Annotated in this window: 22 protein-coding genes; 13 read left to right on the top strand and 9 right to left on the bottom strand. The window is 66.0% G+C overall.

What is annotated here, in order from left to right:
- The first annotated feature begins 18 nt into the window (after positions 1 to 18).
- The 12 genes from KXC43_RS23745 (at position 19) to KXC43_RS23690 (ending at position 11,151) form a co-directional block, all read left to right on the top strand.
- On the top strand, positions 19 to 669 hold the full coding sequence (locus tag KXC43_RS23745) for a GNAT family N-acetyltransferase (RefSeq protein WP_221378316.1): 651 nt from the start codon (positions 19 to 21) through the stop codon (positions 667 to 669).
- 202 nt (positions 670 to 871) lie between these two features.
- A complete protein-coding gene (locus KXC43_RS23740; RefSeq protein ID WP_221378315.1) occupies positions 872 to 1,636 on the top strand; it encodes a hypothetical protein in 765 nt (254 codons plus the stop codon).
- Positions 1,633 to 2,460 (top strand): SAM-dependent methyltransferase, encoded by an 828-nt coding sequence (locus KXC43_RS23735; protein ID WP_221378314.1) that lies wholly within the window; start codon positions 1,633 to 1,635, stop codon positions 2,458 to 2,460. Before KXC43_RS23740 ends, KXC43_RS23735 begins: the two co-directional genes overlap by 4 nt.
- A 308-nt stretch (positions 2,461 to 2,768) precedes the next feature.
- Positions 2,769 to 3,800 (top strand): NAD-dependent epimerase/dehydratase family protein, encoded by a 1,032-nt coding sequence (locus KXC43_RS23730; protein ID WP_221378313.1) that lies wholly within the window; start codon positions 2,769 to 2,771, stop codon positions 3,798 to 3,800.
- Entirely contained in the window at positions 3,788 to 4,753 is a 966-nt protein-coding gene (locus KXC43_RS23725) for a thymidylate synthase (protein WP_221378312.1), read from the top strand. The genes KXC43_RS23730 and KXC43_RS23725 overlap by 13 nt, the downstream gene beginning before the upstream one ends.
- Positions 4,753 to 6,471 (top strand): carbamoyltransferase family protein, encoded by a 1,719-nt coding sequence (locus KXC43_RS23720; RefSeq protein ID WP_221378311.1) that lies wholly within the window; start codon positions 4,753 to 4,755, stop codon positions 6,469 to 6,471. The genes KXC43_RS23725 and KXC43_RS23720 overlap by 1 nt, the downstream gene beginning before the upstream one ends.
- Entirely contained in the window at positions 6,465 to 7,499 is a 1,035-nt protein-coding gene (locus KXC43_RS23715) for a CgeB family protein (protein WP_221378310.1), read from the top strand. The genes KXC43_RS23720 and KXC43_RS23715 overlap by 7 nt, the downstream gene beginning before the upstream one ends.
- A 53-nt stretch (positions 7,500 to 7,552) precedes the next feature.
- Entirely contained in the window at positions 7,553 to 8,071 is a 519-nt protein-coding gene (locus KXC43_RS23710) for a P-loop NTPase family protein (RefSeq protein WP_221378309.1), read from the top strand.
- A 4-nt stretch (positions 8,072 to 8,075) separates the two neighbouring features.
- On the top strand, positions 8,076 to 8,918 hold the full coding sequence (locus KXC43_RS23705; protein ID WP_221378308.1) for a class I SAM-dependent methyltransferase: 843 nt from the start codon (positions 8,076 to 8,078) through the stop codon (positions 8,916 to 8,918).
- The gene (locus tag KXC43_RS23700; protein WP_221378307.1) at positions 8,915 to 9,631 is read left to right on the top strand and encodes a phosphotransferase; all 717 of its coding nucleotides are present in this window, start codon (positions 8,915 to 8,917) and stop codon (positions 9,629 to 9,631) included. Before KXC43_RS23705 ends, KXC43_RS23700 begins: the two co-directional genes overlap by 4 nt.
- A 12-nt stretch (positions 9,632 to 9,643) precedes the next feature.
- Entirely contained in the window at positions 9,644 to 10,297 is a 654-nt protein-coding gene (locus tag KXC43_RS23695) for a histidine phosphatase family protein (protein WP_221378306.1), read from the top strand.
- Positions 10,294 to 11,151, top strand: a complete 858-nt coding sequence (locus KXC43_RS23690) for a phosphotransferase family protein (protein ID WP_255644632.1) — start codon at positions 10,294 to 10,296, stop codon at positions 11,149 to 11,151. Before KXC43_RS23695 ends, KXC43_RS23690 begins: the two co-directional genes overlap by 4 nt.
- A gap of 105 nt (positions 11,152 to 11,256) precedes the next feature.
- On the opposite strand, the gene KXC43_RS23685 is transcribed toward KXC43_RS23690, so the two are convergent.
- From KXC43_RS23685 to KXC43_RS23665, 5 genes are all read right to left on the bottom strand, one after another.
- On the bottom strand, positions 11,257 to 11,475 hold the full coding sequence (locus tag KXC43_RS23685) for a hypothetical protein (protein WP_221378305.1): 219 nt from the start codon (positions 11,473 to 11,475) through the stop codon (positions 11,257 to 11,259).
- A gap of 61 nt (positions 11,476 to 11,536) precedes the next feature.
- The gene (locus KXC43_RS23680) at positions 11,537 to 12,991 is read right to left on the bottom strand and encodes a type I restriction-modification system subunit M (RefSeq protein ID WP_221378304.1); all 1,455 of its coding nucleotides are present in this window, start codon (positions 12,989 to 12,991) and stop codon (positions 11,537 to 11,539) included.
- Positions 12,988 to 13,851 carry a hypothetical protein gene (locus KXC43_RS23675; RefSeq protein WP_221378303.1) on the bottom strand — a complete coding sequence of 288 codons (864 nt, stop codon included), beginning with the start codon at positions 13,849 to 13,851 and terminating at the stop codon, positions 12,988 to 12,990. Before KXC43_RS23675 ends, KXC43_RS23680 begins: the two co-directional genes overlap by 4 nt.
- Before the next feature lies 1 nt (position 13,852).
- The gene (locus KXC43_RS23670) at positions 13,853 to 15,505 is read right to left on the bottom strand and encodes an AAA family ATPase (RefSeq protein ID WP_221378302.1); all 1,653 of its coding nucleotides are present in this window, start codon (positions 15,503 to 15,505) and stop codon (positions 13,853 to 13,855) included.
- On the bottom strand, positions 15,492 to 16,976 hold the full coding sequence (locus KXC43_RS23665; RefSeq protein ID WP_255644683.1) for a restriction endonuclease subunit S: 1,485 nt from the start codon (positions 16,974 to 16,976) through the stop codon (positions 15,492 to 15,494). Before KXC43_RS23665 ends, KXC43_RS23670 begins: the two co-directional genes overlap by 14 nt.
- Positions 16,977 to 18,533: 1,557 nt before the next feature.
- Between KXC43_RS23665 and KXC43_RS23660 the strand changes: the two genes are divergently transcribed.
- On the top strand, positions 18,534 to 18,734 hold the full coding sequence (locus tag KXC43_RS23660) for a hypothetical protein (protein ID WP_221378300.1): 201 nt from the start codon (positions 18,534 to 18,536) through the stop codon (positions 18,732 to 18,734).
- On the opposite strand, the gene rlmB is transcribed toward KXC43_RS23660, so the two are convergent.
- The 4 genes from rlmB to KXC43_RS23640 are packed head-to-tail and all read right to left on the bottom strand — an operon-like array spanning position 18,728 to position 25,660.
- Positions 18,728 to 19,846, bottom strand: coding sequence for a 23S rRNA (guanosine(2251)-2'-O)-methyltransferase RlmB (gene rlmB / locus KXC43_RS23655; RefSeq protein WP_221378299.1), 1,119 nt, complete (start codon positions 19,844 to 19,846; stop codon positions 18,728 to 18,730). The two genes, KXC43_RS23660 and rlmB, sit on opposite strands and share 7 nt — an antisense overlap.
- Entirely contained in the window at positions 19,846 to 21,258 is a 1,413-nt protein-coding gene (gene cysS / locus KXC43_RS23650) for a cysteine--tRNA ligase (RefSeq protein WP_221378298.1), read from the bottom strand. Before cysS ends, rlmB begins: the two co-directional genes overlap by 1 nt.
- 29 nt (positions 21,259 to 21,287) lie before the next feature.
- Complete coding sequence (locus KXC43_RS23645; RefSeq protein WP_438870911.1) at positions 21,288 to 22,643, bottom strand: class II fumarate hydratase; 1,356 nt, start codon at positions 22,641 to 22,643, stop codon at positions 21,288 to 21,290.
- A gap of 38 nt (positions 22,644 to 22,681) precedes the next feature.
- Entirely contained in the window at positions 22,682 to 25,660 is a 2,979-nt protein-coding gene (locus KXC43_RS23640; protein WP_221378296.1) for an AfsR/SARP family transcriptional regulator, read from the bottom strand.
- Between the last annotated feature and the right edge of the window lie 242 nt (positions 25,661 to 25,902).

The following is a 25,902-nucleotide window of genomic DNA, read 5'->3' as shown; positions in this document are numbered from 1 at the left end:
CTCGAAGGACATCACGTCATGACCAACACCGACGCGACCGGCACGAACACCGGCACCATCCCGGCCCTGCGCGTTGCTGGACCCGACGACATCGACACCGTCGCCGACATCGTCACCGAGGCGTTTGACCACCTCGAGGTGATCCGCTTCTTGGTACCAGACGCGCACCGACGCCGGGTAGTCGTCCGGGATTGGTATCGGCTCTACATCGCCCACGCCATCAGCGGGGCCGGGCAGGTCGTCATGACCGACGACAACACGGCCGCCGCTGTCTGGTTCGACCGCACCGGCCAGCCGAGCGAACCGGACGGATACGCCACACACCTGGCCGAGCTCGCCGGTGACGACCTGCCACAGTTCCAGCACCTCGACGCACTGATGGACGCCCACCACCCCAGCGACGCGCACTGGCACCTGCTGTTCCTCGCCGTGCGCCCCAGCCGGTGGAGCCATGGCTTGGGCAGCCAGTTAATGGACTACACGCACACCCGGCTCGACGCCGAGGACATCCCCGCCTACCTGGAAGCCACCGGCGAACAGAACCGGGCGCTGTACCAGCGGCACGGCTACACCAACATGAACCCGCCGACCATCCCGGTCACCGGCGACACCGTCCTCTACCGCATGTGGCGACCCGCCGGCCAACCCGAACCTGACTCCACCCGATAAGCGGGAACGCCGCCCGGGGTGGGTGAGCTCCACCCGCCTGCCCGGACGGCCCAGCTGCGGGGTCCCGACCGTTGCGACCCCGCACCCGGGCGGTGCACCCAGACCGCTGCCCACGCCCACTGTGGTGCACCGCCCGGCCCGACGCGATCACCTAGTCACCTAGCCCGCAACCCGACATTCCTGCTGGAGACCAGTGAGTTCGATGGCATCTGACCGCAACACCGACTCCAACGCCGACGCGAGGCGGGCCAGGCTGACCCGCCTCGATCCCGCCACGGCGACACCCGCGGTCGAGTTGATCGATGCTGCCCTGGGGTTCGTCGGTGAAGACCGCACCTACGGCCAGTTGTGGCTGCCCTGGGCGCACTACGCCTATCGAGCCGCCCGGCAGCTCCACCATGCCGGATACGACCGGGTCGTGGCGGCCACCCGCACCTACGCCGAAACACTGCGCGGCGAAGGCCATCGGCAACACGCCATCGGAATCTGGCAGGAACTACTCGGCCTGCGCGGGCAGTCGGCCGATCCCGCTGACGTCGAGGACCGGATCGCCCTGGCCGCCGACCTGCACGCGGTCGGCCGCTGCGGGCAGGCCACCCGCGAGATGGGTGACGCCCTCGCCCACGCCTACAACCACCACGGCCAGCAACTCGGATTGGTGGTCAGCTGCACGGTCGTCTACCAGGCGATGCTGGCCGCCTGCCGACGTGACGGTGAGGCGGCCCGCGTGCGCGCTGGGCTGCCCGATGTCTACCAACCCGGTAGACCGCGGTATCGGCTGCTGGTCACCGATTACCTGCCCGGGCTGGAAGAACACCGCGACGTGTGTGCGGTACGCCTCGACGCGCTGATCGACCACGCCCCAGCCGCCTCACCCGGGCAACGCCGAGCGGTACTGGCCCGCCTGACCGCCAACATGAACCCCGACCACTGCTACGGCGGCCTGTGCGAAGGCGAGCAGTCATGACCCCGCCAGGGTTCGACTACGACCGTCCCGCACCCGCGCGTCGGTACGACGTGCTGCTCGGCGGCAAAGACAACTTCCCAGCCGACCGCACCTCGGCCGCAGAAATCCGCGAAGAACTGCCCTCCGTCGGTCAGGCCGCCCGCGAGCTACGCGCGTTCCTGCACCGTGCCGTCAACTTCCTGGCCGACGACTGCGGCATACGGCAATTCCTCGACATCGGCTGCGGCATGCCGCACAAGCCCAACGTCCACGAGACCGCCCAAGCCGTGCACCCCGACGCGCGGATCGCCTACGTCGACCCCGATCCCCTGGTCACTGTCCACGCCCGCGCTCTGATGATCAGCGATCCGCTCGGCGCGGTCTCCGTCACCGAAGGCGGCCTCGACGACATCGACGCTGTCCTGAACGCGCCCACCGTCCGCGAGTTCATCGACTTCGACCAACCAGTCGCGGTCCTGCTCCTCGCCGTCCTGCACTTCGTCGTCGACGACCAGCACGCCCAACGAGCCCTCACCCGGATCATCGACGCGCTACCACCCGGCTCCTACCTTGCCCTATCGCATGTCACCTTCGACCCGCTCACCCCTGAGCACATCGAACGGCTGACCAAGCTCGCCGAGCCCGGCGCCGGCCATGGCCCCTTCCGCCCCCGCACCAAGGCCGAGATCACCGCGTTGCTCGGCGGTCTTGAGCTCTTACCGCCGAGCCTGGTCTCGGTCGTGAACTGGCACCCCGACCGCCAACCTCATCCGCGCATCACCGAACAGGAGGCAGTCGCCTACGGCGTCATCGTTCGCAAGCTCAAAGACCCCCGAATGTCATAGCGGCCATTGAACCGGATCGCCCATAGTCGCCGATCGCTTGTACTCGCAACGTGTGCGACTACGGCGCCACGACATCGACTGCATAGATGATCGCCAGCCTCACCAGTGCGCTCACGACCTGGCGAGCTGGCGTACGCGCCGACCCCGTGCACCTACCACCCGACGACCCCAGCACACAGCAGCGACCACAACCTTGTCATCGCGGCTTTCGACCATGTGAGAGAGCGGCGATCCGGTGGGTCACGTGTTTCCTCGCTCACACCCATACCGCCAATGACGAACCGGTCCCAGGAAAGGCAGCCCCGTTGATGACTAGTAGATCCATTCAAGGGCCAAGGGTTGTGGTCACAGGTGCGGCAGGCTTCATCGGCTCCCATCTGGTTCAGGGCCTTCTCGACAGCGGTTTCGATGTTGTCGGTATCGACCGCCGGAGTCCGGGGACGGACACGGTGGCCCGCCTGAACTTGCACGACGTCGCGTCCCATCCACGATTCTCGTGGGTGGACGGCGATCTACGCGATACCGACATGAACGTCCTGGTGAGGGATGCGGCGTGCGTGTATCACCTGGCGGCGGTGCCGGGCGTACGGTCCTCGTGGAGCGGGTTCGAGCGTTATGTCGCGGCGAACGTCGTCGCGACGCAACTGCTGCTGAGCGCGTGCATTCAGACGGGCGTGCCCAAGGTGGTCTACGCCTCCTCGTCCAGCGTCTATGGCGAAACCGCTTCGCCGAGCAGGGAAACCGATCTGACTCAGCCGATTTCACCGTACGGAGTCAGCAAACTCGCGGGTGAGCAACTCTGTCTGGCCTACGCGAAGCGGCCCGGTAGCCGGCTATCGGTGACGGCGCTGCGGTACTTCACGGTGTACGGGCCGAGGCAGAGACCGGATATGGCGATCGGTCGGATTCTAGCGGCGGCTCTGACGGGAGAGCAGTACACAATCTTCGGCGACGGTGCGCAGCGGCGGGAGTTCACCTACGTCGGTGACGTCGTGGAGGCCACCATGGCAGCGGCCCTCGTCGAGGTACCCGCGGCAGTGACCAACGTCGGTGGCGGCTCCAGCGTCGCCATGATCGATGTCATCGGTATGGCCCAGCAGATCACCGGCAACTCGGTGCCGTTGACTGCCGTCCCAGCTCAGGCTGGCGATGTACCGGCCACATCCGCCGACCTGACCCGCGCCCGACTTCTGCTCGATTATCAGCCACGCACCGATCTACGTACCGGCATGACGCGACAAGCGGAATGGCTGCGCGGGCTTCCTCCGGACCTGCTTCGCGCCTACGCGTCACCGCCCACGACAAACGAGGACCAGAAGGTACCGGCATGTTCGTCGTGACCGCCGATTCAGCAAACGATCTGTATACGGCGGTATGCCGCGGGGTACTCGAGCAGGGCCGTCGCGCAGCGCCTCGCGGCATGGCCACTACGGAGGTGCTCGACGCGCACCTGAAGCTCACCCAGCCACGCCGCCGGTTCGTAAGCGTGCCGCCAGCGCGGGTGCTCAATCCGGCCTTCGCCGTAGCAGAGGCGCTGTGGATCCTGTCCGGCTCGGACGACCCCTGGATCTTCACGTACAACCGAAGGCTGGAGCAGTACACCGACGAGGGCCGGTTGCAGGGTGCGTACGGGCCGCGAATGCGCCGCTGGCAGGGGGCGGTCGACCAGCTCGACCACGTCCGTCGGCTCCTGGGTGCCGACCCGGACAGCCGTCAGGCCGTCATCCAGCTCTACGACCCACAGCGCGACACCGCCGGGCACCGTGACGTGCCCTGCACGCTGAACTACCGGTTCTTCGTCCGGCGCGGACGGCTCGATATGCACACCACCATGCGCAGTAACGACGTGTGGCTCGGCCTGCCCTATGACCTGTTCACCGCCACCATGCTGCACGAACTCATGGCCGATTGGCTCGGTGCGGAGCTGGGGACCTACCACCATCACGTCGACTCCCTGCACCTGTACGCGCAGCACGACGACGCCGCCGCCGAGGTGGCCGCCTCGGTGGCCATGCCGTCTCCGACGATGGCGGCGCTCTCGGCCCCCATCGACAGGCTGACCGAGTTTCTGACGGCTGTCGTGACCGGCGGTCTGTGCACGGATGCTGGTGCACCGTGGCGCGAGATGGCCGCGGTCCTGGCCAGCTACCGGCGGTGGACGGCCGAGGACCGGCCCACCGCACGTGCCCTTGCCGCCGACATCGACGGTGACCTGGGAGAGGCGCTGCGCGGCTGGTACGCCCACCTCATTCGCACGGCTGAACTAGCCGCCCTGACGACGGGAGGTGCCTGATGACCGGCGCCCAAGTCGTGCTCGGCCTGTGCGCGTTCACTCACGATTCGGCTGCCGCGCTGCTGGTCGATAACCGGCTAGTCGGGTTCGCCGAGGAGGAGCGCCTCACCGGCGACAAACACACCGCCGCCTTCCCCGAGAAGGCCGTGGAATGGCTGCTCGATACCGCCGGCCTGGAAGCATCGGTGGTCAACGTGGTGGCTTATAACTTCGACGGGCGGCACTACCTCGACGCTCTTCCCGCCACCGACCTGTACGCCCAGCTGCCCGCGACGCGGGATCGGGCGAAGCCACGAGCCGAGAGCTTCCGCAAGGTGTACGACCGGTTCGGCACGCGCATGGCGGATCTCCGCGAGCGGTTTCCCCTAGCTCAGGTGGCGCCGGTACTGCACCACCGTGCTCACGGCCTGTATGCCTTTGCCTCCAGCGGCTATGACGCCGCCGCTGTGCTGGTCGTGGACAGCCTCGGCGAGGTACAGACCACGACTATCGGCACCGGCCTACGGCTGAACGGCGGAGGCTGCCGGACCAGCATCGCCGAGGACATTTCTGATCCGGCCTCGCTCGGCTATGCCTACGGGGCGGTTACCGAACACCTCGGCTGGCGCCGCGGTGATGAAGAAGGCACCGTCATGGCCCTGGCCGCCCTCGGCGACCCGAGCCGATTCCGCCTCTTGATGCGGGAGGCGATCCCGATCACGGATCGCGGGTTCAGGCTCGATCCGCAGTGGTTCCCGCTACGCGTCCTGGCCCGCGACTACCCGCGCGTGAGCACCGCCTTCGCCGCCGCCACCTGCCCGGCCCGAGACCCGGCTGCACCCGTCGAGCAGGTTCACGCCGACCTGGCCGCCGCGCTTCAGGAACGCACCGAACAGGTCATGTTGCACCTGGCCCGCCGCGCCCGCGCGGTGACCGGCATACGGCTGCTGTGCCTCGGTGGCGGCGTCGCCGCCAACTGCGTCGCCGTGGGCAAGATCGTGGAGGCTGGCGTCTTCGACGAGGTCCACGTGCCACCCGCACCTGGCGACTCTGGCACCGCGATCGGCGCCGCACTGGCCGCCAACCTCGACACAAGCCGCAACCTCGCGACCGGGGTAACCGACCGCTGCTACCTCGGTCCGGCCTACCCACACGTGGAGTTGCCCCAGCATCCCCGCCCGGGGCTGACCGTCCACCGGCCCACCGCACCGGCCAAACATCTCGCGATCAAGCTCGCTGAGGGGCAGACGGTCGGGCTGTTCCAGGGCGGGCTGGAAGCCGGGCCACGGGCGTTGGGAAACCGATCCATCCTGGCGTCGCCGCTGCTGCCCGACGTTGTCGCAAACCTCAACGCCACGGTGAAGTTCCGCGAGCCGTTCCGCCCGTTCGCGCCGGTAGTGCTCGCCTCGGCGGCGGCCAACTATTTCACGCTGCCGCAGCCGGCTCCGTTCATGTCCATCGCCTCGAGCGTGACCGAGCTGACCCGCGAGCATCTCTCGCCGGTCGTGCACGTCAACGGCACTGCCCGAGTCCAGACGGTTACTCCCGAGGCGAATCCGTTCCTGGCCGAGGTGCTGACCGAATTCGCCGCGATCACCGGCCACCCGGTCCTGATCAACACCTCGCTCAACATCAAGGGCAAACCGATCTGCGGCACCCCGGACATGGCGCTGGACTGCCTGACCAGCAGCGGCCTCGACGCGCTGATGCTGGAAGGCTGGTGGGTGGCCAAATGCTGATCGGCTACAGCTTCTGGGGCTTCCTCGGCGACGGCATCACCGACACCCCCGACGGTGGACGCAGCCACCGCCGGACACTCATCGACGGCCTGCGCAGCTACGGCCGCGAGATCGTGTTCCTCCAAACCAACCGCGACCTTGCCGAAGCCGGAGTGGACCTCACCAGCACCTACCAGTGGGATGATCAGCTTCCCGAAATCGAGGCGCTGTTCCTGGAGTGGCGATGGCCCATCCCCGGCCGTAACGCCACCGAGTGCGGCGCCCCGGGACACACCTGTGACCTGCACCGCCAGCAACAGCTCCTCGACCACTACACCACCGCTGGCATCCCGACACTGCTGTGGGACAAAGACCGTCGACTGCCGGTCGAGGATCCGCTGCGCCGCGCCGCGAACGTGGCGGTGTGTGAACCGGCGCTGCATCCCACGCCCGGCGCAGTGACGTTGCTGTTCCCCGTCGGCGACGAGGCTCTTGATAGCGCAGACCCTGTGGCGTTGACCGCTTTCGAGCGGGATCTGCCGTTGGTCTACGTCGGCAATCAGTACGACCGGGACGACGCCTTCGATCGCTACTTCGTTCCGGCCGCTGCCGGGCACCCGCACCTGGTCGCAGGCAAGTGGACTCGCACACAGCGGTGGCCTGACGTCAACTTCCAGGGTCGGATGCCGTTCACCCAGGTCGACTCCCTGTACCGCCGCTCAGTGTCCACCATCCTGCTTCTGCCCGATCGGTACGCCCACGTCGGGCACATGACGCAGCGACTGTTCGAGGCAGTCCTGGCCGGCTGCCTGCCGCTGACGCCGAGCACGATTCGCGATGCGGCCCGCTTCACCCCAGCCGAGCTGCATGTCAGCGATGGTGCCGACGCCGCACGGACGATCACTGAGCTGTTGACCGTCATCGGCACGGACGCCCATGCTGAGCTGTTGACGGCCTGCTTGCAGCGGTTGGACCCGTTCCGCCTCTCCGAACAGCTCGACGTCATCGACTGGCAGTTGTCGGGCCTGCGCCGTAGCCCGGTCGGCTGATGCCCGGCCTGCCGCCCCGCACCCGTAACGGTGGGGGATTACCGTCACCGCCCATGAACAGAATCGCCATCATCGGCTGTGGCGGCTCCGGGAAAACCGTCCTCGCCCGCCGCCTCGCCGACCGGCTCGGATTGAGCGTCACCAACCTCGACGCGCTGTACTACGACGACGCCTGGAATACCCTTCCGCAGGACAAGTTCGCCGCCCTGCAACACGAACTCGTCGCCGCCGACCGGTGGCTTATCGAAGGCAACTATGCGTCCACCCTGCCGATCCGGCTGGCCCGCGCCGACACGGTGATCTTCCTCGACCTACCGGCCCGAACCTGCCTCTGGGGCATCGCCCAACGGCGATGGCGCTACCGAGGCGGCCAGCACGCCGACGGCGTCTACGACCGCATCACCTGGTCCTTCGTGAAATACATCCTCGGATACCGGCGCACCATGCGTCCGCGCGTGACCAACCTGCTCGCCGAGCATGGCCGACACGTGCGCTTCCTGCAATTCACCAGCCGCAGGCGCGCCAACCAGTTCCTCCACCAACTCGACACCGCCGCCCAACCTGGCCCGTGATCCCTTGGAGGCGACCCTGTCCACCTCGCGCGCGCCCTTCACCGACCCCGCCCTCATCCGAGGCCCCCTCTACGCCACCGCGCACCGCCTCGCCCAGCGCACCCGCGCCCTGCACCGAGCAAAGACCACCGGCGCGGACGCCACGACCACCATCACGACCTTGGCGGCAACCACCAACCCGTTCCCGGACCGGCTAGCCGACATCGGATGCGGGCGGGGCACCACCACCGTCGGGCTGGCCCGCCAATACCCGTCAGCGGCCATCGTCGCCGTCGATCAGTCCCCGGCCCTGCTGGCGGTCGTCGCCGACCGATTACGCGCCCAGAATCGCGAAGCGCTGCTCGTCACCGCCGACTTTCACCGGCTTCACGGGATCGTCGCCGACATCGACCTGGCCGTCGCGGGGTTCTGCCTCTACCACTCCGCCCACCCCGAGCAGGCGCTCGCGGAGATCGCCCGCTGCCTCACGCCCGGTGGGTCCATCATCGTCACCACCAAGTCGGCCAACAGCTACCACGAGATCGACACCGCCCTCGCCACCGCCGACCTGGATCCCGGGGTACCCCAACGACCGAGCCTCTACCAGAGCTTCCACACCGACAACGCGGAAAGCGTTCTCACCATGGCGGGGCTGGTCCTGGACCGTCGGGTCGATCAACAGCACACCTTCCGATTCGCCGACGCCGACCACCTTGCCGACTATGTGGCCACCTGTCCGAAGTACCAGCTCGGCCCCGAGCTGACGGCGGACTCGAAAGCTCTGGCCGCCGCCCTTCGCGACCGCTTCCCAGATTGCGCAGTCACGGCAACATCCACCGTGACGTACCTGGTAGCGAGGCGCCGATGAGCCCGGCGGTGGTCGTCAAGCGCTACACCGACCCCGCTCGAGGCGTCGCCGCCCAAGCACACCTGCGGTGGTTTCAACAACTCGACAGCGGCGTCCGGTTACCCCACCAGTACCCCAGCACCGCCACACACCTGCTGCTCGAACGGCTCGACGGCCGCCCACCCGAACCAAACGACCTGCCCGACCTGGCCGCCGCTCTCGGGAAACTACACGGCAGCGCCTACGCCCGGGAATTGCACGTCGCACGCCTGGACCGGCCCTTCGACACCACCATCGGCACCACCATCCCGGACTTCGGCGCCAACCGCCGACACGTCCTGAGCCAGCTTCGCTTGACCTTCACTCACCTGCCAGCAGCCGTCTACAAGGACGCCAACGTCCGCAACTTCATCCTCACCGCGTCCGGGCCGGCACTGGTGGACTTCGACGACCTCACCCTGGCCCCGTTCGGCTACGACCTGGCCAAGCTCGTCGTCTCCACTGCCATGACCTACGGCCTGCTCTCCGGCACGCAGATCGAGCAGACCCAGGCCGCTTACACCCAAAGCGTCGAGAGCGCCGGCGGTCCCGCCGACTCGTGCACGCCCGCGCAGCTCGCCGACTACGCCGAGGTCCACCACCGGCTCACCGCTCGATACCTGCACCGCAACGGCTACCAGCACTCCTGGCCCACCGTGCGCCCCTGGACAACCCCGGAAACCCGCCCCCGGTAAGGAGCGCCTGCCATGGCCATCACCACCGAACTCGTCCTCGCCCGACACGGCGAGGCAAACAACAACGCCACCGGCACCGTCGGCGGTGAACGCGGCTGCACCGGCCTCAGCCCGCAAGGCCGCGAGCAGGCACACCGCCTCGCCCTACGCCTCGCCGACGAACACGCCGAGCACCCCTTCGAAGCGTTCTACGGCACACCACGCCGCCGTGTGCGCGACACCGCAAACATCATCGGCCAAGCCCTATCCCTCACCGCCACCGTGGTCGACGCGCTACGCGGCCCCGACCACGGCGACGCCGATGGCCGCCCCTGGCACGAGATCAAAACCGCGTTCGGGGGACCACCTCAACACGACCCAGACCGGCCGTACGCCACCGGCTCCGAAACCTGGAACCAGTACCTCGAACGGGCGACCACCGCCCTACGGCAGATCCTCGCCCGGCATGCCGGGCGACGCATCCTCATCGCCGCCCACGGCGAGACCATCGAAGCCGCGCACGTGTTGCTTCTTCAACTGCCTCTCGAAGTCCGTCTCGGGCTCGGGTTCGTCACCGACCATACCGGCGTCACTCGCTGGCAGCACCACGTCAACCGGTTCGACCGACGCGTCTGGATGCTGGCCGCCCACAACGACATTCGCCACCTCACCAACCCGCAGGGATGAACGAGGTCGACGTCCTGCTCGCCCTATGCCGGCGGCTGGTCGACCCCCACGCCGAGCCCAGCACCGTGCATGCCGGGCACAACGGCACCGTCGCCCTCCGGGCCATAACCGCCGTCGGCGAGGTCATCATCAAGCTTCATCGCGGCCCCGACCGCCACCGACAAGAGGTATACGCCTACCGCTACTGGGCACCAGCACTAAACGATCAGGCACCGCGCCTGCTGGCCATCAGCGAACAACCGCTCGCCATCGTGATCAGCGCACTACCTGGCCGACCCCTCGCCGAAACGCAACTCACCTCCCGATCTGAGGTTAAGGCGCACCGTCAAGCAGGCGAATTGCTCTACCGCCTCCACAACGCCGCACCTCCCGACACCGAGAAGGACATACCCGGCTGGCTGGCCGAACGCGGCGAACACTGGCTCGCCCTGGCCAAGGCACTCCTACCCGCCAAACGACGCGCCGAGATCCACGCCCACCTGCGCGCCCTGAGCACCCTCGGTCCCATTCCAGCCGTTCCCTGCCACCTCGACTACACGCCCCGCAACCTGCTGTGCGTCACACCGAGCCCACGGGAACAGCGGCCTCGGGATCAACAGCACAGGGCGGGCACCTCCGGGGCGCCCAGAATCTGCGCGATCGATTTCGAGCACGCCCGGTACGACCTTGCCGCCCGCGACCTAGTCCGCTTCGCTACCCGCACATGGCACCATCGCCCAGACCTCCAACACGCGTTCCTTAAGGGCTACGGAACTCTCAGCGACCTGGACAAGCAGGTAATCGAACACTGCTCGCACCTTGACTCACTAACCAGGACAGTCCGCGCTGCCCAACAACGCGAACAGAGAAAGTGACCAGCGTCAGAACTACCTTTCCAACCCGCCCACCCACGCAACGATCAACGGCGGGGGCCGGGCTGGCGGACGCAGCCATTGTGCCGTGCGTCCGGTGTACAGCAGTTAGGCGGCAGCTCGCGTCTTGCTGACCGTTTCCACGTCTCGACGGCTCATCCCAAACGTAGCGCTCGGGCCGCCGTCGTACCGCATGGGATAACCAGCCATCAGGGCGGCGGCGATGAGTTCGCCATTAGCAACGTACTCGCCGAGTACATCCTCAACCACGTGTTTCATCCCGTAGCTGCCCGTCGCCGGAGTCTTGATCGCGGCGACGTTGATCACGAGCCGGTCCTGGATTCGCCATACCATCTCCTCGCCAGGTCATCCCTCCACATGCATGAAGTCACTCTCCCCGGCCTGCACTACGAATGTGCGCCAAGGCCCGTTCTAGGTCATCTTCGATCATCATCGAAAGCTCATCGAGCCGGCCTACCCCGCGGTCTGGCGTCGCCTGTACTTCGCTTTGCCATTTAAGGTCAAGCGACGCGTCAGCCGACATTGTAAGCGACTGAAGGTCGAACGCACGCCAGCGCGTGGTTTGTCGGGAGAGGTCGCGCTTCCTCTCCCGTCCCCCGTACAACTCAACGAAATCTGCAAGATCTTCAAATCCGATTGGACGGGTTTTCAAAGAAAATCTGTTATCGGAACGCAAATCATATACCCACAGATTTCTAGAGTTGGTCATCTTACGCTTTGGCTTATCGAAAAATAGGACGTTGGCTTTAACGCCCTGAGCATAGAATAAACCGGTTGGCAACCGCAAGAGAGTATGCACGTCGAAGTCTTCAAGCAAGCGACGACGAATTGCGACAGCTGGCCCGCCATCATAGAGAACGTTATCTGGCAGAACAACCACCGCTCTGCCGCCGGGACGAAGAAGCGATACTACGTGCTGAACAAAGTTGAGTTGCTTATTTGCTGTCCGGACCCAAAAGTCGGGACGAGCCACCTGCAAGTCCTCGCCAGCACGATACAGCTTAGCCTCATCGGACCCGTACGTGACACTTCCCTTTATACCAAAAGGCGGATTTGTAAGGACGACGTCTACCAACGCATCGGGCATCCGCTCAAGGCTGTCGGCACACGTTACCGGCAATTCGCTATCCGACCGGCCACCTACGCCGTGCAACAACAAGTTCATCGCAGCAAGCCGCGCGACTTCTTGCACCAGTTCGACGCCGTGGATCGCCCTTGTCCTGAGGTGAGCCAACTGCGACTTGGTCAAACCGGGATTGGCCTCTTTGATATGCGCATGTGCCGACAACAGGAACCCTGCGGTCCCGCAGGCTGGATCGCAAACGACCTCACCCGGCCTGGGGTCAACGCATTTGACGATCGCATCAATCAAGGGCCTCGGTGTAAAGTATTGACCCGCGCCGCTCTTCGTGTCACGGGCATTCTTTTCGAGTAGCCCTTCGTACGCATCACCCTTGAGGTCCGAAGAAAGGCCACTCCATTCCAGCTGGCCGATCAAATCATTCACTAAGAGCCGAAGCTTAGCCGGATCACGAATCTTATTTTTCGCGTCACGAAAAATGAGACCGAGCATCCCGTCCATTTTGCCGAGCGCCGCTAGCGTCGCATCATACTGGTCTTGCATTTCCGATGCATCAAGGCCCGTAAAGGACTGCCAGGAATATTGAGGGGGTACAAAGCCGTCCGGTTGCTCGTCAGCCATCTTCAGAAAGAGGAGATAGGTGAGCTGCTCGACGTAGTCAGGATACGACAAGCCATCGTCCCGCAAGACGTTGCAGTACTGCCAAAGGCGGCGAACGAGACTAGCAGCAGAAGTTTTCAATTTAGACCACCTGGAACATATGGAACTACGTTTCGCTTGACCCAATCGCGATCGCGATAGTGTAAGACATAAGTCTGCGCGGCTCTGGAATATGGTTGATCGTCACGTGTTAGCCGGATCAGGTCCCGAGCTATAGCTTTTAGCGTTTCTTTAGCGGTAACGGGTTCATGAACCAACCGCGCGACCGCTCGATCGCCATCCGCGATCTTCGTATAGATCAAGGTATAAAGACGGCGGCGCGCCGCCACGAATGCAGGCCAATCCAGATGTAGATAGATGCGGCTGTCTTCCACTTTGCGGTGTGCGACAGGATCATTGCGATAGGCGGTCGACAGCGCGGTGTAGCCATTAGTGTCGAAGGTCAACAGAGGCGGATCTTCTGGATCAGTTGGATCCAACAGCGTTGGCGCTTCACAGCAGATATATCCTGGCCCGGCCCACCGATGCGCCTCATCAAGAAGCGGAAAATGGTCCGCCTTACCATGAGTCCTACCGGTATCCGGATTGATGCGCATACGGTTCGCACGATGGGAGCTCAACCGAAAGTTGCGCCAGCTTAGCGCTTCCCACCAGTAGCCGCCGTGCGCTCGCGACTCCGCGATACGGCCCTTCGGTCGATAGTGGTCAACATCTTCGTCGGTTCCCGGATTCTCCGACTCGGTGTACCAGCACTTCTGTCCAAATACCGCGTGGAAACGTTCCCGAAAAGCAACCCACTTGTCTCTGTTCTCATCTATCAGCTTCTTACGCTCTGCCGGATCAGGCTCATCCAGGACCTTCTGTAACGCGTCATCCGCTGACATAATCAAAGATTGCGACTCTGCATCAGCCAGAAGAAGGTCCAAGTCGATGTACCTCATCTCAAATCCTCCTCTCGGCGGCCATCTCGGCGGCGATCTCCTCCGCAATTTCCGCAGCGAGCGCTTCACGCGCCTCCAACTGAGCGGAGGATAGCTGAACGTTGAGATCCGTCTCCCGCATCGGATTGCGGGCAGTCCACGCGGGGATAAACCTTTGAAGGAATGCTTGATAGACAGGATCGCGATCGCTTTTCCAGAAGTCGAGCTCGTTGAGCTCATCTGTTACGCGGCGAAGTAGGGACTCTTCGGCCGGCGTTAAGTCATCCCGAGTCGACAATTGATGTTGTTGGTCCAGCAACCGAAGGGTGTCAGCGTCAAGGCCACCGGATCGAAGCCGAAAGAGGTCACTTGCCAAAATCGCCTGGATTCCCATTCCTCGAGGATCGTTAAGCGGCTCGTCCGCCCACGCCCATCCAGTATCGTTCCGGCCGAACAAACGAACTTGGGCCCGAGTTAACCGCGAGAACACGAGCGGGTCATGGGTGGTCATCAGAATATGGCAAGAATCGCGGTCAGCGATGAATCTATCGAGGAAGTCGAGATACTGCGTACTCCATGCCGGATTCAAATGCGTATCCGGTTCATCCAACAGAAACAAGGCCTCAGCGCGTGCGGTGAACTTCAAAAGGCCGAGCACCAAGAGAAGTTGCTGCTCCCCCTCACTCAAATCTCGGTATGTAACTTCTCCCCCGCCAGCGTCAGCGGTCATCCTGATGCGGGTTCTTACTTCTGCAAGTAGCTTTGAGAGATGGGTGCTTTCGAGCGCCGAGAAGAACGCATATTGGTTTGCATACTTCTGATAGACAGCTTCCAGCGAAACGGCGGAGGGTAAGAAGAGGTACAAACTCTCGACCGACGGATTTTTAGTGAGATCCACCGAGATGCGGCGCTCCATCCTGAGGGGCAGCAGCGCAGTTTCATAGAGATTGCTTAAAAAGTCGCGTACCTCACCGACGGCGTTCCAGAAGCGTTGGTCCCCACCTTTGCGACGCCAAGGTGGCCGCTTCAAGGCGAAAAGAACACTGTCCAAACCCTCGATCTGCAGGAATTCCCTCAGGAACTCTCTGTCACTACGGGCACTCTCTGTTGAATCCATGAAAAAAGCGATGAGCGCAAATTGCCCATGAAGGTTTTCAGCATAGAATAGGCGCCGCAGTGCGTTCGGGTCTGTGAGCGCCCGCGTACGTTGCTCACGCGCCTTGATGATGAAATTGTAGTATCGTTCTCGATGCTTCTCGTAAAGAGACGAAAGCCGATCACTAGGCCCAGAATAGTAACCGAAAACAAATGCCGGTCGATATTTTGGGGCCCCATCCGACGCATTCTCCATGAACCGCCGGCGAGGCAGCTCCTCGTATACGCCGTCGGGATCAGTTAAAGTCGGGCCGCGAAGGATGCTGAACTTCGGAATACGATTTGCCTCCGCATCAACTCTCAGCTGCGTACCGCGGCATTCGTACCAGAGTTGATACGCGAAGGGAGCTTCGATATCGAGGTCCAAGTTCCGAAAGATTAAAGTTATGGCCTCCAGTAAGTTGGACTTACCCGCACCATTCTCGCCAACCAGCACCGTGTACGGCGAAACCTCGTCAAACATGACCTCGAAGTCGCGAAGGTTTTTGAAGTCTCCAATATGCAGCTTATTGAGGCGCATCGTCGATCATCCTCAGGGCGGTGTTCTCCGGTCGATCGTCTGCGGCCGTGACGGCGGAACCATAGGCCTCTCTGACCCCGAGGTAAAAGGTCTCCACGTCGGCGATAGAGTCGCGACTGTACCCCGCCTTCGTGAATAACTCCGAAAGTGGCATTGGACCCTCAGCGTCTTCAAGGGCGCCGACAATGGCCGAAGATGCTGACTGACCTTCGCTTTCCGTTGCCCTCGTATCCACTTTCTCCTCCGCTGATTGAGTTTCGGTTTGCGTCGACTGCTCAGCCGGTGGAACTGCCGCTTTAGGAGGCTCGCCGAGCCGATCTAAGAGGTTCGCCGCTGGCTCATCGTCGGGACTTTGCGGAAGCAGTTTCCCTCTCACCGCGGCTGTCAACACTTCCTTCAACATGTCGGGAATCCGGGCCAAGGAACTTGCGATAAGTTCTTCCTGGACTCTCAGACTTTCCATCCTGGTCTTGAACTCCGCCACAATTTGGTGTTGCTCCGGTAGCGGCGGAACCGGAAACTGCATCGCGGATAAGCGTTTCCGAGAAAGATGGACGATATTTGTGGAGCCCTGAGCTACTCTACGAAACTCGCCAGCGTGGAGATAATGTCTAAAAACAATGAGCGCGAACTCCGGCAACACATCTAAGTTGGCTCTGAATCGGAGAAGTGTCATTTGGAAGCACGCATCACTAGGATCACCCCGATACATTGCGGGCCGACCGACAAGTTCAGGACTCTGTCCCTCGTTCAAAAGCACGTCGCCAATCTGAAGCGAGAGCTTATCAAACTCGTCGGGAGAGAAGTTCATTTCCTTGACGTCGGTGGTATCGATGTAGTCTTCGTGAACGTTAGCAACGCGGAGATATGGCCGCATATTAGGGCCATGATGGCTGGTAGGCTCGCGCTTCTTCCCCAGGTCTACGTACCCGGCCTCGTCTACTCTGACCCAGCGCCAACCGTTAGACGGAGCGCCAGCAACGTGGGCGGAGCTTTCTGACTTGCTGTCTTCGGCACCGGAAAGGAGCTGTCCGCCAACCGCCAAGCGAAGGATCTCGCGTCGTTGCTCTGCGATCCGCTCCTGAGCACTTCGTAGCGCTGTCTCGGCCTTACGAAGCTCGGTCCGACGCCGATCTACCTCCGCTGCGATACGCTCTTGTTCTGAAAAAGGGGGTACTGCAATGGAAAGGGAGGACAGTCGGATCGCGCCCAGATGCAAAATCCCGACACCACGTGCTAGCCGGCCAAAAATACCGCTCACGCTGTTGTACTCGAACCACATGAGGGCAAAGCGAGGGGCAACCGCATGAGGGCGGAAGCGAATAACGGTGTTCTGAAAACAGCATTCCGGGATCTGTTGCTCCCAAAGGGCGGCTCTTCCCACATGCGCCGCGCTTCCCGAGGCCTCCGTCAGGACTACATCCCCACGCTGGAGTCCGTACACCGCCCGCTCGTGCGGCGTGAAATCCATCTCGAGCACGTCTGAAAGATCGAGCCCGCCTGGCGCAATATTAGCGGCTCTGAGATACTTTGTTGAGAATAGTCCGCTTTGCCTATCTGGGGAGCGTTGCCTTCCAGCCCGGATAGAACCCACCCGGCTGAGCGCTACTCGGACCCACCCGGCCGGAAGTGCGTCTTGATCTGCGGACACGTTAGGTACAGTAACGGGCTATCCCAAGATCAATGCGCCAGCACACCCCCTCCACGCCGTGTAGTTTGCACCGGCCGAAGCGCAGGCGAACGAGTTGCGGCGCATCAACCGCTTCGCGTGCTCAGTCGACGAAGGCCGCCTCCGCCATCTGTCTTCGTTTCTGCTGGGTATGGGGCGCGGCGAAGCCTACGACTACCGGCAGTCGGTGCCTAGCGTGCCGTAGATCAGGAGGAGGCCAAGAGGCCCCCGACCACACTATCGAAGCGGTCGGCACCGGGCACCGGGCACCGGGCACCGGGCACCGGGCACCGGGCACCGGGCATGGTAGGGACCTTGGTAGGTAACCGTACGGAACGATCCGCCCGGCCCTGGAACGCGCCGGAACATAGCTGGAACGAACAGCACGTCATGGGCGCTATCAGGGTCCGGGCGGGACCATCCGGGATGATCGACTTCCTTCTTGTAAACGGGAGGTCGTCGGTTCGATCCCGACCGGGGGCTCGTCGGGGGTCTTCCTGTCCGCAGAAAGCGCGGACGTGCCTCCTCGCATTTCTTCCTGGGGGCCGAGCCCCCAGACCCCACGTCACGGTGCCTGCGGTGGTTGGGGGCTGGGCTGGAAAGCCCTTCGGGCTCTGGGGTGGGGCTTTGGCGGCTGCGCCGCCTTGCCACTGGGGCGGGAAACAAACCAACTGACGGGCCTGCGCCGCAAACGCAATCGCGGATCTGTACCGGCTCGCTTGATAGTCGCGCGAGCGGGGGCAAGGCCCGGTGTCGGGTGCGGCTCGGCCAAGGGCGGAACTGCCCGGCACGCAGCGCGCCCTATCAGGCGACTCGACCCGCGCGTGTTCAACAGGGTCTTTTCGCCCATAGCGCCCACTGGCTTGGGGATCTCGTTGCGACGGCGGCCTTGGCTCATCGTGAGGTGAGGGGAGCCGCAACCGGGGTGTGGTTGCGGTTCCCCTCACCTTGCGATTCGCTACGGCCGCCGTCGCAACGAGATCCCCAAGCCCACCCACCGCAACCATCGCCAGGGAGATCTCCGCAGCGATGGCCGGGGTTTGGGGCAGCGCCCCAAGGTCTTCGCCCGATAGGCAACAGCCCACCAAAGCGCTCGCCGCGATGAAGCAACAGCCCACCAAAGCGCTCGCCGCTATGAACCAGCTACCTGTCAAAGCGCTCGCCGCCACCGGAGCAGTAACCACCCGTCGAGGTGCTCGCCGCGCTTGGGGCGGCCTCGGCCAGAACGTGAGTCAGGACCGGAAGCGGCGCAGACCTAGCGCCCATGAGGGACAAACCCGCAGGCCACCAGCTCCATGCCGGGTCAACCGAGGGGATCTTGACCGGCACCACGATCGAGGGATCGTCGTTGGGCTGGACATGAAGATCAAGTTGTATGTGGCGGTCGTGACGCTGGTTCTGCTGCCGGCGCCGGCGGCGGCGATGGCCTCGTTCAGCGAACCGGCGACCACCTTACGAGCGGGCAACAGCTACGGCTGCTGGCAACGGGCGGCTGCCGGCGATTTTCCGTTTACGGGGCCACCCGCCCGTGATCCCGGGCGGGTGGCTCTATGTCACTGACCGTACGTGCGGCGGCGGGAAACCTCGGCCAGGGTCACCGCGGCGGCGACGCTGGCGTTGAGGGATTCGACGTCGGAGGCCATCGGGATGCTGACTCGCAGGTCGCACGTCTCGCCGACCAGGCGGGACAGGCCGCGGCCCTCGGAGCCGACGACCACCAGCAGCGGGCCGATCGCGGCTTCCAGGTTGTAGAGGTCGGTCTCGCCGTCGGCGTCCAGCCCGATCGCGGTGAAGCCGGCCTGCTGCGCCGTCTTGATCGCGCGGGTCAGGTTGACGACCTGGGAGACCGGCACGCGGGCGGCCGCGCCGGCGCTGGTGCGCCAGGCGGTCGCGGTGATGCCGGCGGCGCGGCGCTCGGTCATGAAGACGCCGTGGCCGCCGAAGGCCGCGACGGAGCGGATGACCGCGCCGACGTTGCGAGGGTCGGTCACGCCGTCCAGCGCGACCAGCAGCGGGGCGGTCTGCTCGAGCGCGGCCGCGACCAGGTCGTCGAAATTCTCGTACGCGAACGGCGGAACCTGCAGACCGATGCCCTGGTGCAGGACGCCGCCGGTCATCCGGTCGAGCTCGTTGCGCCCGATTTCGAGGATCGGGATGCCGCGGTCGCCGGCGGTGCGGATGATCTCGTTGATCCGGTCGTCGATGTCGATGCCCTGGGCCACGTACAGGGCCGTGGCCGGCACCGCGGCGCGCAGCGCTTCGACCACAGGATTGCGGCCGAGCAGCAGCTCGGGGCCCTCTTTGGTGGGGTTGGAACGCCGGCCCGGCGCGACCCGCGGGCCGCCGCGGCCGGGGACCTTGCCCCGCTGCGGGGCCTGCTTCCCGTACGCCCGGCCGCCGCCCCGGCCCCAGGTGGTGTCCTTGCTGCCGGGGACGCCGACCTTGGGGGCACGCCCCTCAGCGGCCGCCGCGCGGCGCTCCTTGTCCTGCTTGCGGGCCGTCTTGTCGGGCAGCTTCTCGGTGCCCGAGTAGCCCTTGTGCCACGGACGCTCGTCGGCCGGGAGGGTCTTGCCGCGGCCCTTGAGGCCCGACCGGTTCTTGCCGCCCGAGCCTGCGGGGGCACCCTTCTTCGACACGGTCCGCTTGCTCACGTTGCGCGAATTTCCTGGCATCAGTGCTCTCCTACCGTCCAGCGCGGCCCGGCCGGAGTGTCCTCCACCTGAATTCCCGCGTTCTTGAGCTGGTCGCGGACCGAGTCGGCCGCCGCCCAGTCCTTGCGTGCCCGCGCCTGCGTACGCTGCTCGAGCGCGAGCTTGACCAGCGAGTCGACCACCGGCTTGAGGTCGTGCTGGGGCGCGTCGCCGGTCCACATCCCGTCGAGCGGGTCGAGGCCGAGCACGCCCAGCATCGCGCGGACGGCGGTCAGCGCGCCGCGGATGCCAGCCTCGTCGCCGGCGGCGAGCGCGGTGTTGCCCTCGCGGATGCAGTCGTGGACGACTGCCAGCGCGGCCGACGTGTTGAGGTCGTCGTTCATGGCCTGGGCGAACGCCGGCGGCACGTCCTTGGGGCGGCCGGGGCCGACGACCTCGAGGGCACGCTGCACGAAGCCCTCGATCCGGCGGTAGGCCACCGCCGCCTCGCGCAGCGACTCGTCGGAGTAGTCGATGCGGGAGCGGTAGTGCGGGGTGCCCAGGTAGTAACGCAGCTCGACCGGGCGGATGCCCTGTTCCCGTACGGAAGCGAGGTCGATGACGTTGCCGAGCGACTTGCTCATCTTGGCCTCGCCCAGGTTGAGCAGCGCGTGGTGCACCCAGTGACGGGCGAACGGCAGCCCGGCCGAGCGGGACTGGGCGATCTCGTTCTCGTGGTGGGGGAACGTGAGGTCGAGCCCGCCGCCGTGAATGTCGAACTCGTCACCGAGGTAGCGGCGCGCCATCGCGGAGCACTCGATGTGCCAGCCCGGACGGCCCTGACCCCACGGCGACGGCCACGAGGCATCGGCCGGTTCGTCGGCCTTGACGCCCTTCCACAGAGCGAAATCGCGGTAGTCGCGCTTGTCGGGCTCGCCGCCGTCGCTCGGCGGGCGCATGTCGTCGGGGTTCTGGCCGGACAGGGCGCCGTACTGCGCGTACGAACGCACGTCGAAATACACGTCGCCGGTGCCGCCGGCCGCCGGGTAGGCGTGGTCGGTGCGGATCAGCTCGGTGATCAGCTCGTGCATCTCGGGGATGTGGCCCGTGGCGAGCGGCTCGTACGTCGGCGGCAGCACGTTGAGCGCGCGGTAGTCGGCGTCGAGGGCCAGCCTGTTCTCGTACGCGATGGACCAGAACGGGCGGCCCGTCGAGTGCGACTTCTCGAGGATCTTGTCGTCGACATCGGTGACGTTGCGGACGAAGGTGACCTCGTAGTTGGTGTGGAGCAGCCAGCGGCGCAGCACGTCGTAGTTCACCGCGGACCGCAGGTGACCGATGTGTGGCCTGGACTGCACGGTGAGCCCACACAGGTAGATACCGACCTGGCCAGGCGTCATCGGGACGAAGTCCCGGACCGATCGGGTCGCGGTGTCGTACAAGCGCAAACTCACCGCACAAGACTACCGGCACTGGGAAATTGCTAGGGACGCGTCATCCTCAGGACATCCAGAGCCTCGTCGAGCTGCTGTTCGGTCAGCTTGCCGCTCTGCAGGTGGCCCCGCTCGACCACGACCTCCCGGATCGTCCGGTTCGAGGCGAGGGCGGCCTTGGCGATCGCGGCGGCCTCGTCGTAGCCCAGGTACCGGTTGAGCGGGGTGACGATCGAGGGCGAGCCTTCCGCGTACGCCAGGGCGACCTCGACGTTCGGTTCGAGGCCGGCGATGCAGCGGTCGGCCAGCAGCCGCGCCGAGTTGGCCAGCAACCGGATCGATTCCAGCACGTTGCGCGCCATCACCGGCAGCATCACGTTGAGCTCGAAGTCGCCCTGCGAGCCGGCGAAGGACACCGTGGCGTCGTTGCCGATCACCTGGGCGCAGACCTGGCGGACCGCCTCGGGCACGACCGGATTCACCTTGCCGGGCATGATCGACGAGCCCGGCTGCAGGTCGCGCAGGCGCAGCTCGCGCAGGCCGGCCCGCGGACCCGAGCCCATCCAGCGGATGTCGTTCACGATCTTGTAGAGCCCGACGGCGATGACCTTGAGCTGACCGGACGCCTCGACCAGCGCGTCGCGGGCGCCCTGGGCCTCGAAATGGTCGCGGGCTTCGGTGACGGGCAGGCCGGTGCTCTGGCGCAGCCGCTCGATCACGGCCGGGGCGAAGCCGGGCGGGGTGTTCACGCCGGTGCCGACCGCGGTGCCGCCCAGGGGCAGTTCGCCGAGGCGCGGCAGGGTGGCGGTGAGCCGCTCGATGCCGTTGGCGACCTGTCGCGCGTACCCGGAGAATTCCTGCCCCAGGGTGACCGGCGTGGCGTCCATCAGGTGGGTGCGCCCGCTCTTGACCACCTCGGACCAGGCCTCGGCCTTCTCGAGCAGCGCCGAACCGAGGTGTTCCAGGGCCGGGATCAGCTCGCTGGTGACCGCCTCGGTCGCGGCCAGGTGGATCGACGAGGGGAAGACGTCGTTGCTGGACTGCGACGCGTTGACGTGGTCGTTCGGGTGCACCGGACGGCCCAGCTCGCGGGCGGCCAGGGTGGCGATGACCTCGTTGGCGTTCATGTTGGACGAGGTGCCCGAACCGGTCTGGAAGACGTCGATCGGGAACTGGTCGTCGTAGCCGCCCTCGGCCACGTGCGCGGCGGCCTTGGCGATGGCCTGGGCCAGGTCGTCGTCGAGCACGCCGAGCGCCGCGTTGACCTGCGCGGCCGCGCCCTTGATCTGGGCCAGCGCCTTGATGTGGGCGGGCTCGAGGCCGCGGCCCGAGATGGGGAAGTTCTCGACCGCCCGCTGGGTCTGCGCCCGCCAGAGGGCGTCGGCCGGCACCCGGACCTCGCCCATCGTGTCCTTCTCGATCCGGTAACCGCTCGCGTCAGTAGTCACCGCTCCATCGTCCCTCCGACCGCGCCGGACCGCAGATGATCCTCGGCACGCAGGGCGGCCAGGGACTTCTCGACGTCGTGCAGTTCCGGGGCCTCGAGGGCGGCCAGACTGGTCGCGGCCTGTTCGAGCAGCCGCCGGGCCTCGGCCTCGTCGTGGCCGATGAGGGAGTCACCCAGCCGGGCCTGGGCCACCGCGATCGAGTGCGGCACGCGCGACTCGTGAGCGGCTCGCAAGGCCTGCTCGAACATGGCCCGGGCGCCCGTGACATCGCCGGTGAGCAGCAGTGTCGTGCCCAGGCCGCAGCGCATCCTCGACTCCTGCTCACGGTTGCGCATCTGTTCGGCGATCTTGAGGGCCTGTTGGTGAGCGTTCACCGCCTCGGCCGGGCGGCCCGCCGAGGCGAGCAGCAACGCCAGCGCATGCTGCGCCTCCGCCTCCCCGTGCAGGTGGCCCGCCCGCTGCGTCAGACGCAGCGCCACCCGTACCTGGCGGCACGCGACAGCCACGCTCACTTCGCCCAGTTGATGCTTGATCACGGCGATGTTGAGCAGCGTGTCGCCCAGCTTGGTGGGCTCGCGGATGTCGAGCTGGGCCATCAGGCGCAGGCGGTGGTAGCGCAACGCCTCTCGGTAGAGGCCGAGCCGCTGATAGTTGTTGGCCAGGACGTTGAGGTCGTCGCGGCCGTGCTTCACCGTGACCGTCCGGCGCACTCCGAGGGCAAGCTCGATGCTCCTCCGCCACCGTCCCGAATCGGAATGCACGACGGCCAGGTTGATCTCCACCGAGGCCAGGGCGTGCTGGTCGTCCATCTGCCGGCGCAGGGCGATGCACTGCTCGAGCAGCCGGGTCGCCTCGTCCATCCGGGAGTGCCGGTAATGCACCGAGGCCAGATAGTTGAGCACCGTCGCGGTCGCCGCGCGGTCATCCGCACGTTCGAGGACCTTCAGGGCGCGCAGGTTCATCCGGTAGACGTCGTCGAGATAGCCCCGCATGAAGAGCTGACGCCAGGCGGCCCGGGCCAGCCGCCAGGTGAAGTGCGCGAGTTCGGGCACGAGAGCGGCCGCGTCGACATAGTCGCTCAGGCGGGGCTGCTCGCGTTCCAGCCGGGCGTACGGATCGGTCACCGCGTCGAGCAGGTCACGCCGCAACGGCGTGAGCCGGCCGATGTCGCGCTCGACCGCCTCCCGATAGACCGGCAGGTTGGTCGCCGCGGCCGCGTTCAGTTGCTGGTCGAGCAGTCCGCGGAGCGCCTCGACACGAACCGGCGGCGGGAGCTCGGCGGCCAGCGCGGCCGCGTACTCCCGCAGCAGGTCGTGCAGTCGGTAGACGCCCGGCTCGGGCTCGTCGACCAGGTGCACGTCGACCAGGTCGTCCAGCTGGTCCTGCGCCTCCGGCAGCGGCAGCCCGGTGAGAGCAGCCGCGGTTATGGCGTCGAACTCGTTGGCCGGGTTGATCCCGAGCAGGCGGAACACTCGTCGGGCGGGTTCCGGAAGTTGCTCGTAGGACACCGCGAACGCGCTCGCCACCGACCGATCCTCCGCTGCCAGCTCGGGCAGGGCCGACTCGCCGAGGCGGCGCACCAGATCGGCGACCCGCCAGCGCGGGCGGTGGGCCAGTCGCGAACCGGCGATCCGGATCGCCAGCGGCAGGCAGCCGCACCGGCGCACCACCTCGGCGCCCGCCTGGGGCTCGGCCCAGACCCGGGCGCCGGCTATCCGGGCCAGCAGGGTGACCGCCTCGTCCGGGGTCAGCACGGACAGCGACACCGGGTGGACGCCGTCCAGGCCGAGGAGCCGCCGCCGCCCGGTGACCAGGGCCAGGCTGCCCGGCGCGGTCGGCAGCAGGTCGGCCAGCTGCGCACTTGAGGCAGCGTTGTCGAACAGGATCAGAGCCCGGCGCCGGGCCAGCTCGGTGCGCCACAGGCCGATCCGGTCGACCAGGGCGGACGGGATGCGTTCGGTCTCGACCCCGAGCTGGCGCAGCAGCACGAGCAGCGCGGCCGCCGGATCGAGCGGCTGCTCGGCGTCGTGGCCGTGCAGGTCGACGAAGAGGTGCGCGGGGTAACGGTCGCCGAGCAGCGCGGCCACGTGCAGAGCCAGCGTGGTCTTGCCGCTGCCGGCCATCCCGTCGATCACGGCCACCGTCGGACCGTCCGCCGCGGAAAGGTCGATGGCGGTGACCAGCCGGCGGACCTCCTCGATCCGGCCGGTGAAGTCGCCGACCGTACGCGGAAGGCAGCGGATCACCGCGCCGGACACCGACGGCGCCGGGAGCTGACCGGTCAGGATTGCCGTGTGCAGTTGCTGGAGCTCGCGGCCGGGGTCGAGGCCCAATTCGTCGCGCAGCGCAAGCCGGACCCGCCGGTATTCGGCGAGCGCGTCGGCCTGCCGTCCGGACCGGTGCAACGCCCGCATGAGCAGGCCGCTCAGCCCCTCCTGCAGCGGGAAGCGGTCGACCGCGGCGGCCAGCTCACCGGTCGGATCCCGCTCGAGCCCGGCGGCCATCTCGAGCTCGGCCCAGCTCTCGACGGCGGCCACATGCTCCTGGTCGAGGACGGCGGCGGCCAGGCGTACGGCGTGCGCCTCGATGCCGGCGGCCGCGTCGCCGTGCCAGAGGTCGAGCGCCTGCCGATAGAGCCTCGGATCGTTCCGGGCCCGCGCCTCGGTCACCAACCGGCCGAACTCGGCGGCATCGAGCTCACCCGAGCCCGGCGTGAGGCTGTAGCCGGCCGGGTCGCTGCGGATCGCCCCCGTCGGAAGAGACCGCCGCAAACGGGACACACAGGTCTGCAGCTGGCCGCGGGCCGTCGCGGGTGGATCCGCGCCCCAGACCGCTTCGGCAAGGGCGCCGACGCCGAGTACGCGACCCGGGTGAAGCAGCAGCATGGCCAGCACAATGCGATCACGGCCCGCTGTGATCGCGACGTCCCGCCCGTCGACGGTGACGGACAGTGGCCCGAGGATGCGATACCGCATGCCGTCCCCCACAGCCTCGGTGAGGCATCGAGCCTAGCCGAGGTCGTGAGAGCGGAACGAGAGCCGGACGACAGCGTGGTCCGCGACCCTTGACCAGGGCCGCCGCACCGGGGATGTATCCACATCGCCCCAGCTCGGTGCGGCGGTCGCTCGAGATACGGGGGATGTGCGGCCCGCCCGGGTTCCCAGGCCCGGGCGGGCGGCTCGTATCCCGGCGATGACTGTGGGTTGGACGATGTGGC

The sequence above is a fragment of the Paractinoplanes polyasparticus genome (genome assembly GCF_019710575.1).
In the GTDB taxonomy this organism is placed as follows: Bacteria; Actinomycetota; Actinomycetes; order Mycobacteriales; family Micromonosporaceae; genus Actinoplanes; species Actinoplanes polyasparticus.
This window is presented reverse-complemented; position numbering and strand designations above follow the sequence as displayed.

Excerpts from the sequence above, each read along its gene's own strand:
- KXC43_RS23745 (WP_221378316.1), top strand. The coding sequence starts at position 19 with ATGACCAACACCGACGCGACCGGCACGAACACCGGCACCATCCCGGCC.
- KXC43_RS23740 (WP_221378315.1), top strand. The coding sequence starts at position 872 with ATGGCATCTGACCGCAACACCGACTCCAACGCCGACGCGAGGCGGGCC.
- KXC43_RS23735 (WP_221378314.1), top strand. The coding sequence starts at position 1,633 with ATGACCCCGCCAGGGTTCGACTACGACCGTCCCGCACCCGCGCGTCGG.
- KXC43_RS23730 (WP_221378313.1), top strand. The coding sequence starts at position 2,769 with ATGACTAGTAGATCCATTCAAGGGCCAAGGGTTGTGGTCACAGGTGCG.
- KXC43_RS23725 (WP_221378312.1), top strand. The coding sequence starts at position 3,788 with ATGTTCGTCGTGACCGCCGATTCAGCAAACGATCTGTATACGGCGGTA.
- KXC43_RS23720 (WP_221378311.1), top strand. The coding sequence starts at position 4,753 with ATGACCGGCGCCCAAGTCGTGCTCGGCCTGTGCGCGTTCACTCACGAT.
- KXC43_RS23715 (WP_221378310.1), top strand. The coding sequence starts at position 6,465 with ATGCTGATCGGCTACAGCTTCTGGGGCTTCCTCGGCGACGGCATCACC.
- KXC43_RS23710 (WP_221378309.1), top strand. The coding sequence starts at position 7,553 with ATGAACAGAATCGCCATCATCGGCTGTGGCGGCTCCGGGAAAACCGTC.
- KXC43_RS23700 (WP_221378307.1), top strand. The coding sequence starts at position 8,915 with ATGAGCCCGGCGGTGGTCGTCAAGCGCTACACCGACCCCGCTCGAGGC.
- KXC43_RS23695 (WP_221378306.1), top strand. The coding sequence starts at position 9,644 with ATGGCCATCACCACCGAACTCGTCCTCGCCCGACACGGCGAGGCAAAC.
- KXC43_RS23690 (WP_255644632.1), top strand. The coding sequence starts at position 10,294 with ATGAACGAGGTCGACGTCCTGCTCGCCCTATGCCGGCGGCTGGTCGAC.
- KXC43_RS23675 (WP_221378303.1), bottom strand. The coding sequence starts at position 13,851 with ATGAGGTACATCGACTTGGACCTTCTTCTGGCTGATGCAGAGTCGCAA.
- KXC43_RS23670 (WP_221378302.1), bottom strand. The coding sequence starts at position 15,505 with ATGCGCCTCAATAAGCTGCATATTGGAGACTTCAAAAACCTTCGCGAC.
- KXC43_RS23665 (WP_255644683.1), bottom strand. The coding sequence starts at position 16,976 with ATGGATTTCACGCCGCACGAGCGGGCGGTGTACGGACTCCAGCGTGGG.
- KXC43_RS23660 (WP_221378300.1), top strand. The coding sequence starts at position 18,534 with ATGAAGATCAAGTTGTATGTGGCGGTCGTGACGCTGGTTCTGCTGCCG.
- rlmB (WP_221378299.1), bottom strand. The coding sequence starts at position 19,846 with ATGCCAGGAAATTCGCGCAACGTGAGCAAGCGGACCGTGTCGAAGAAG.
- KXC43_RS23645 (WP_438870911.1), bottom strand. The coding sequence starts at position 22,643 with ATGGGCGAGGTCCGGGTGCCGGCCGACGCCCTCTGGCGGGCGCAGACC.
- KXC43_RS23640 (WP_221378296.1), bottom strand. The coding sequence starts at position 25,660 with ATGCGGTATCGCATCCTCGGGCCACTGTCCGTCACCGTCGACGGGCGG.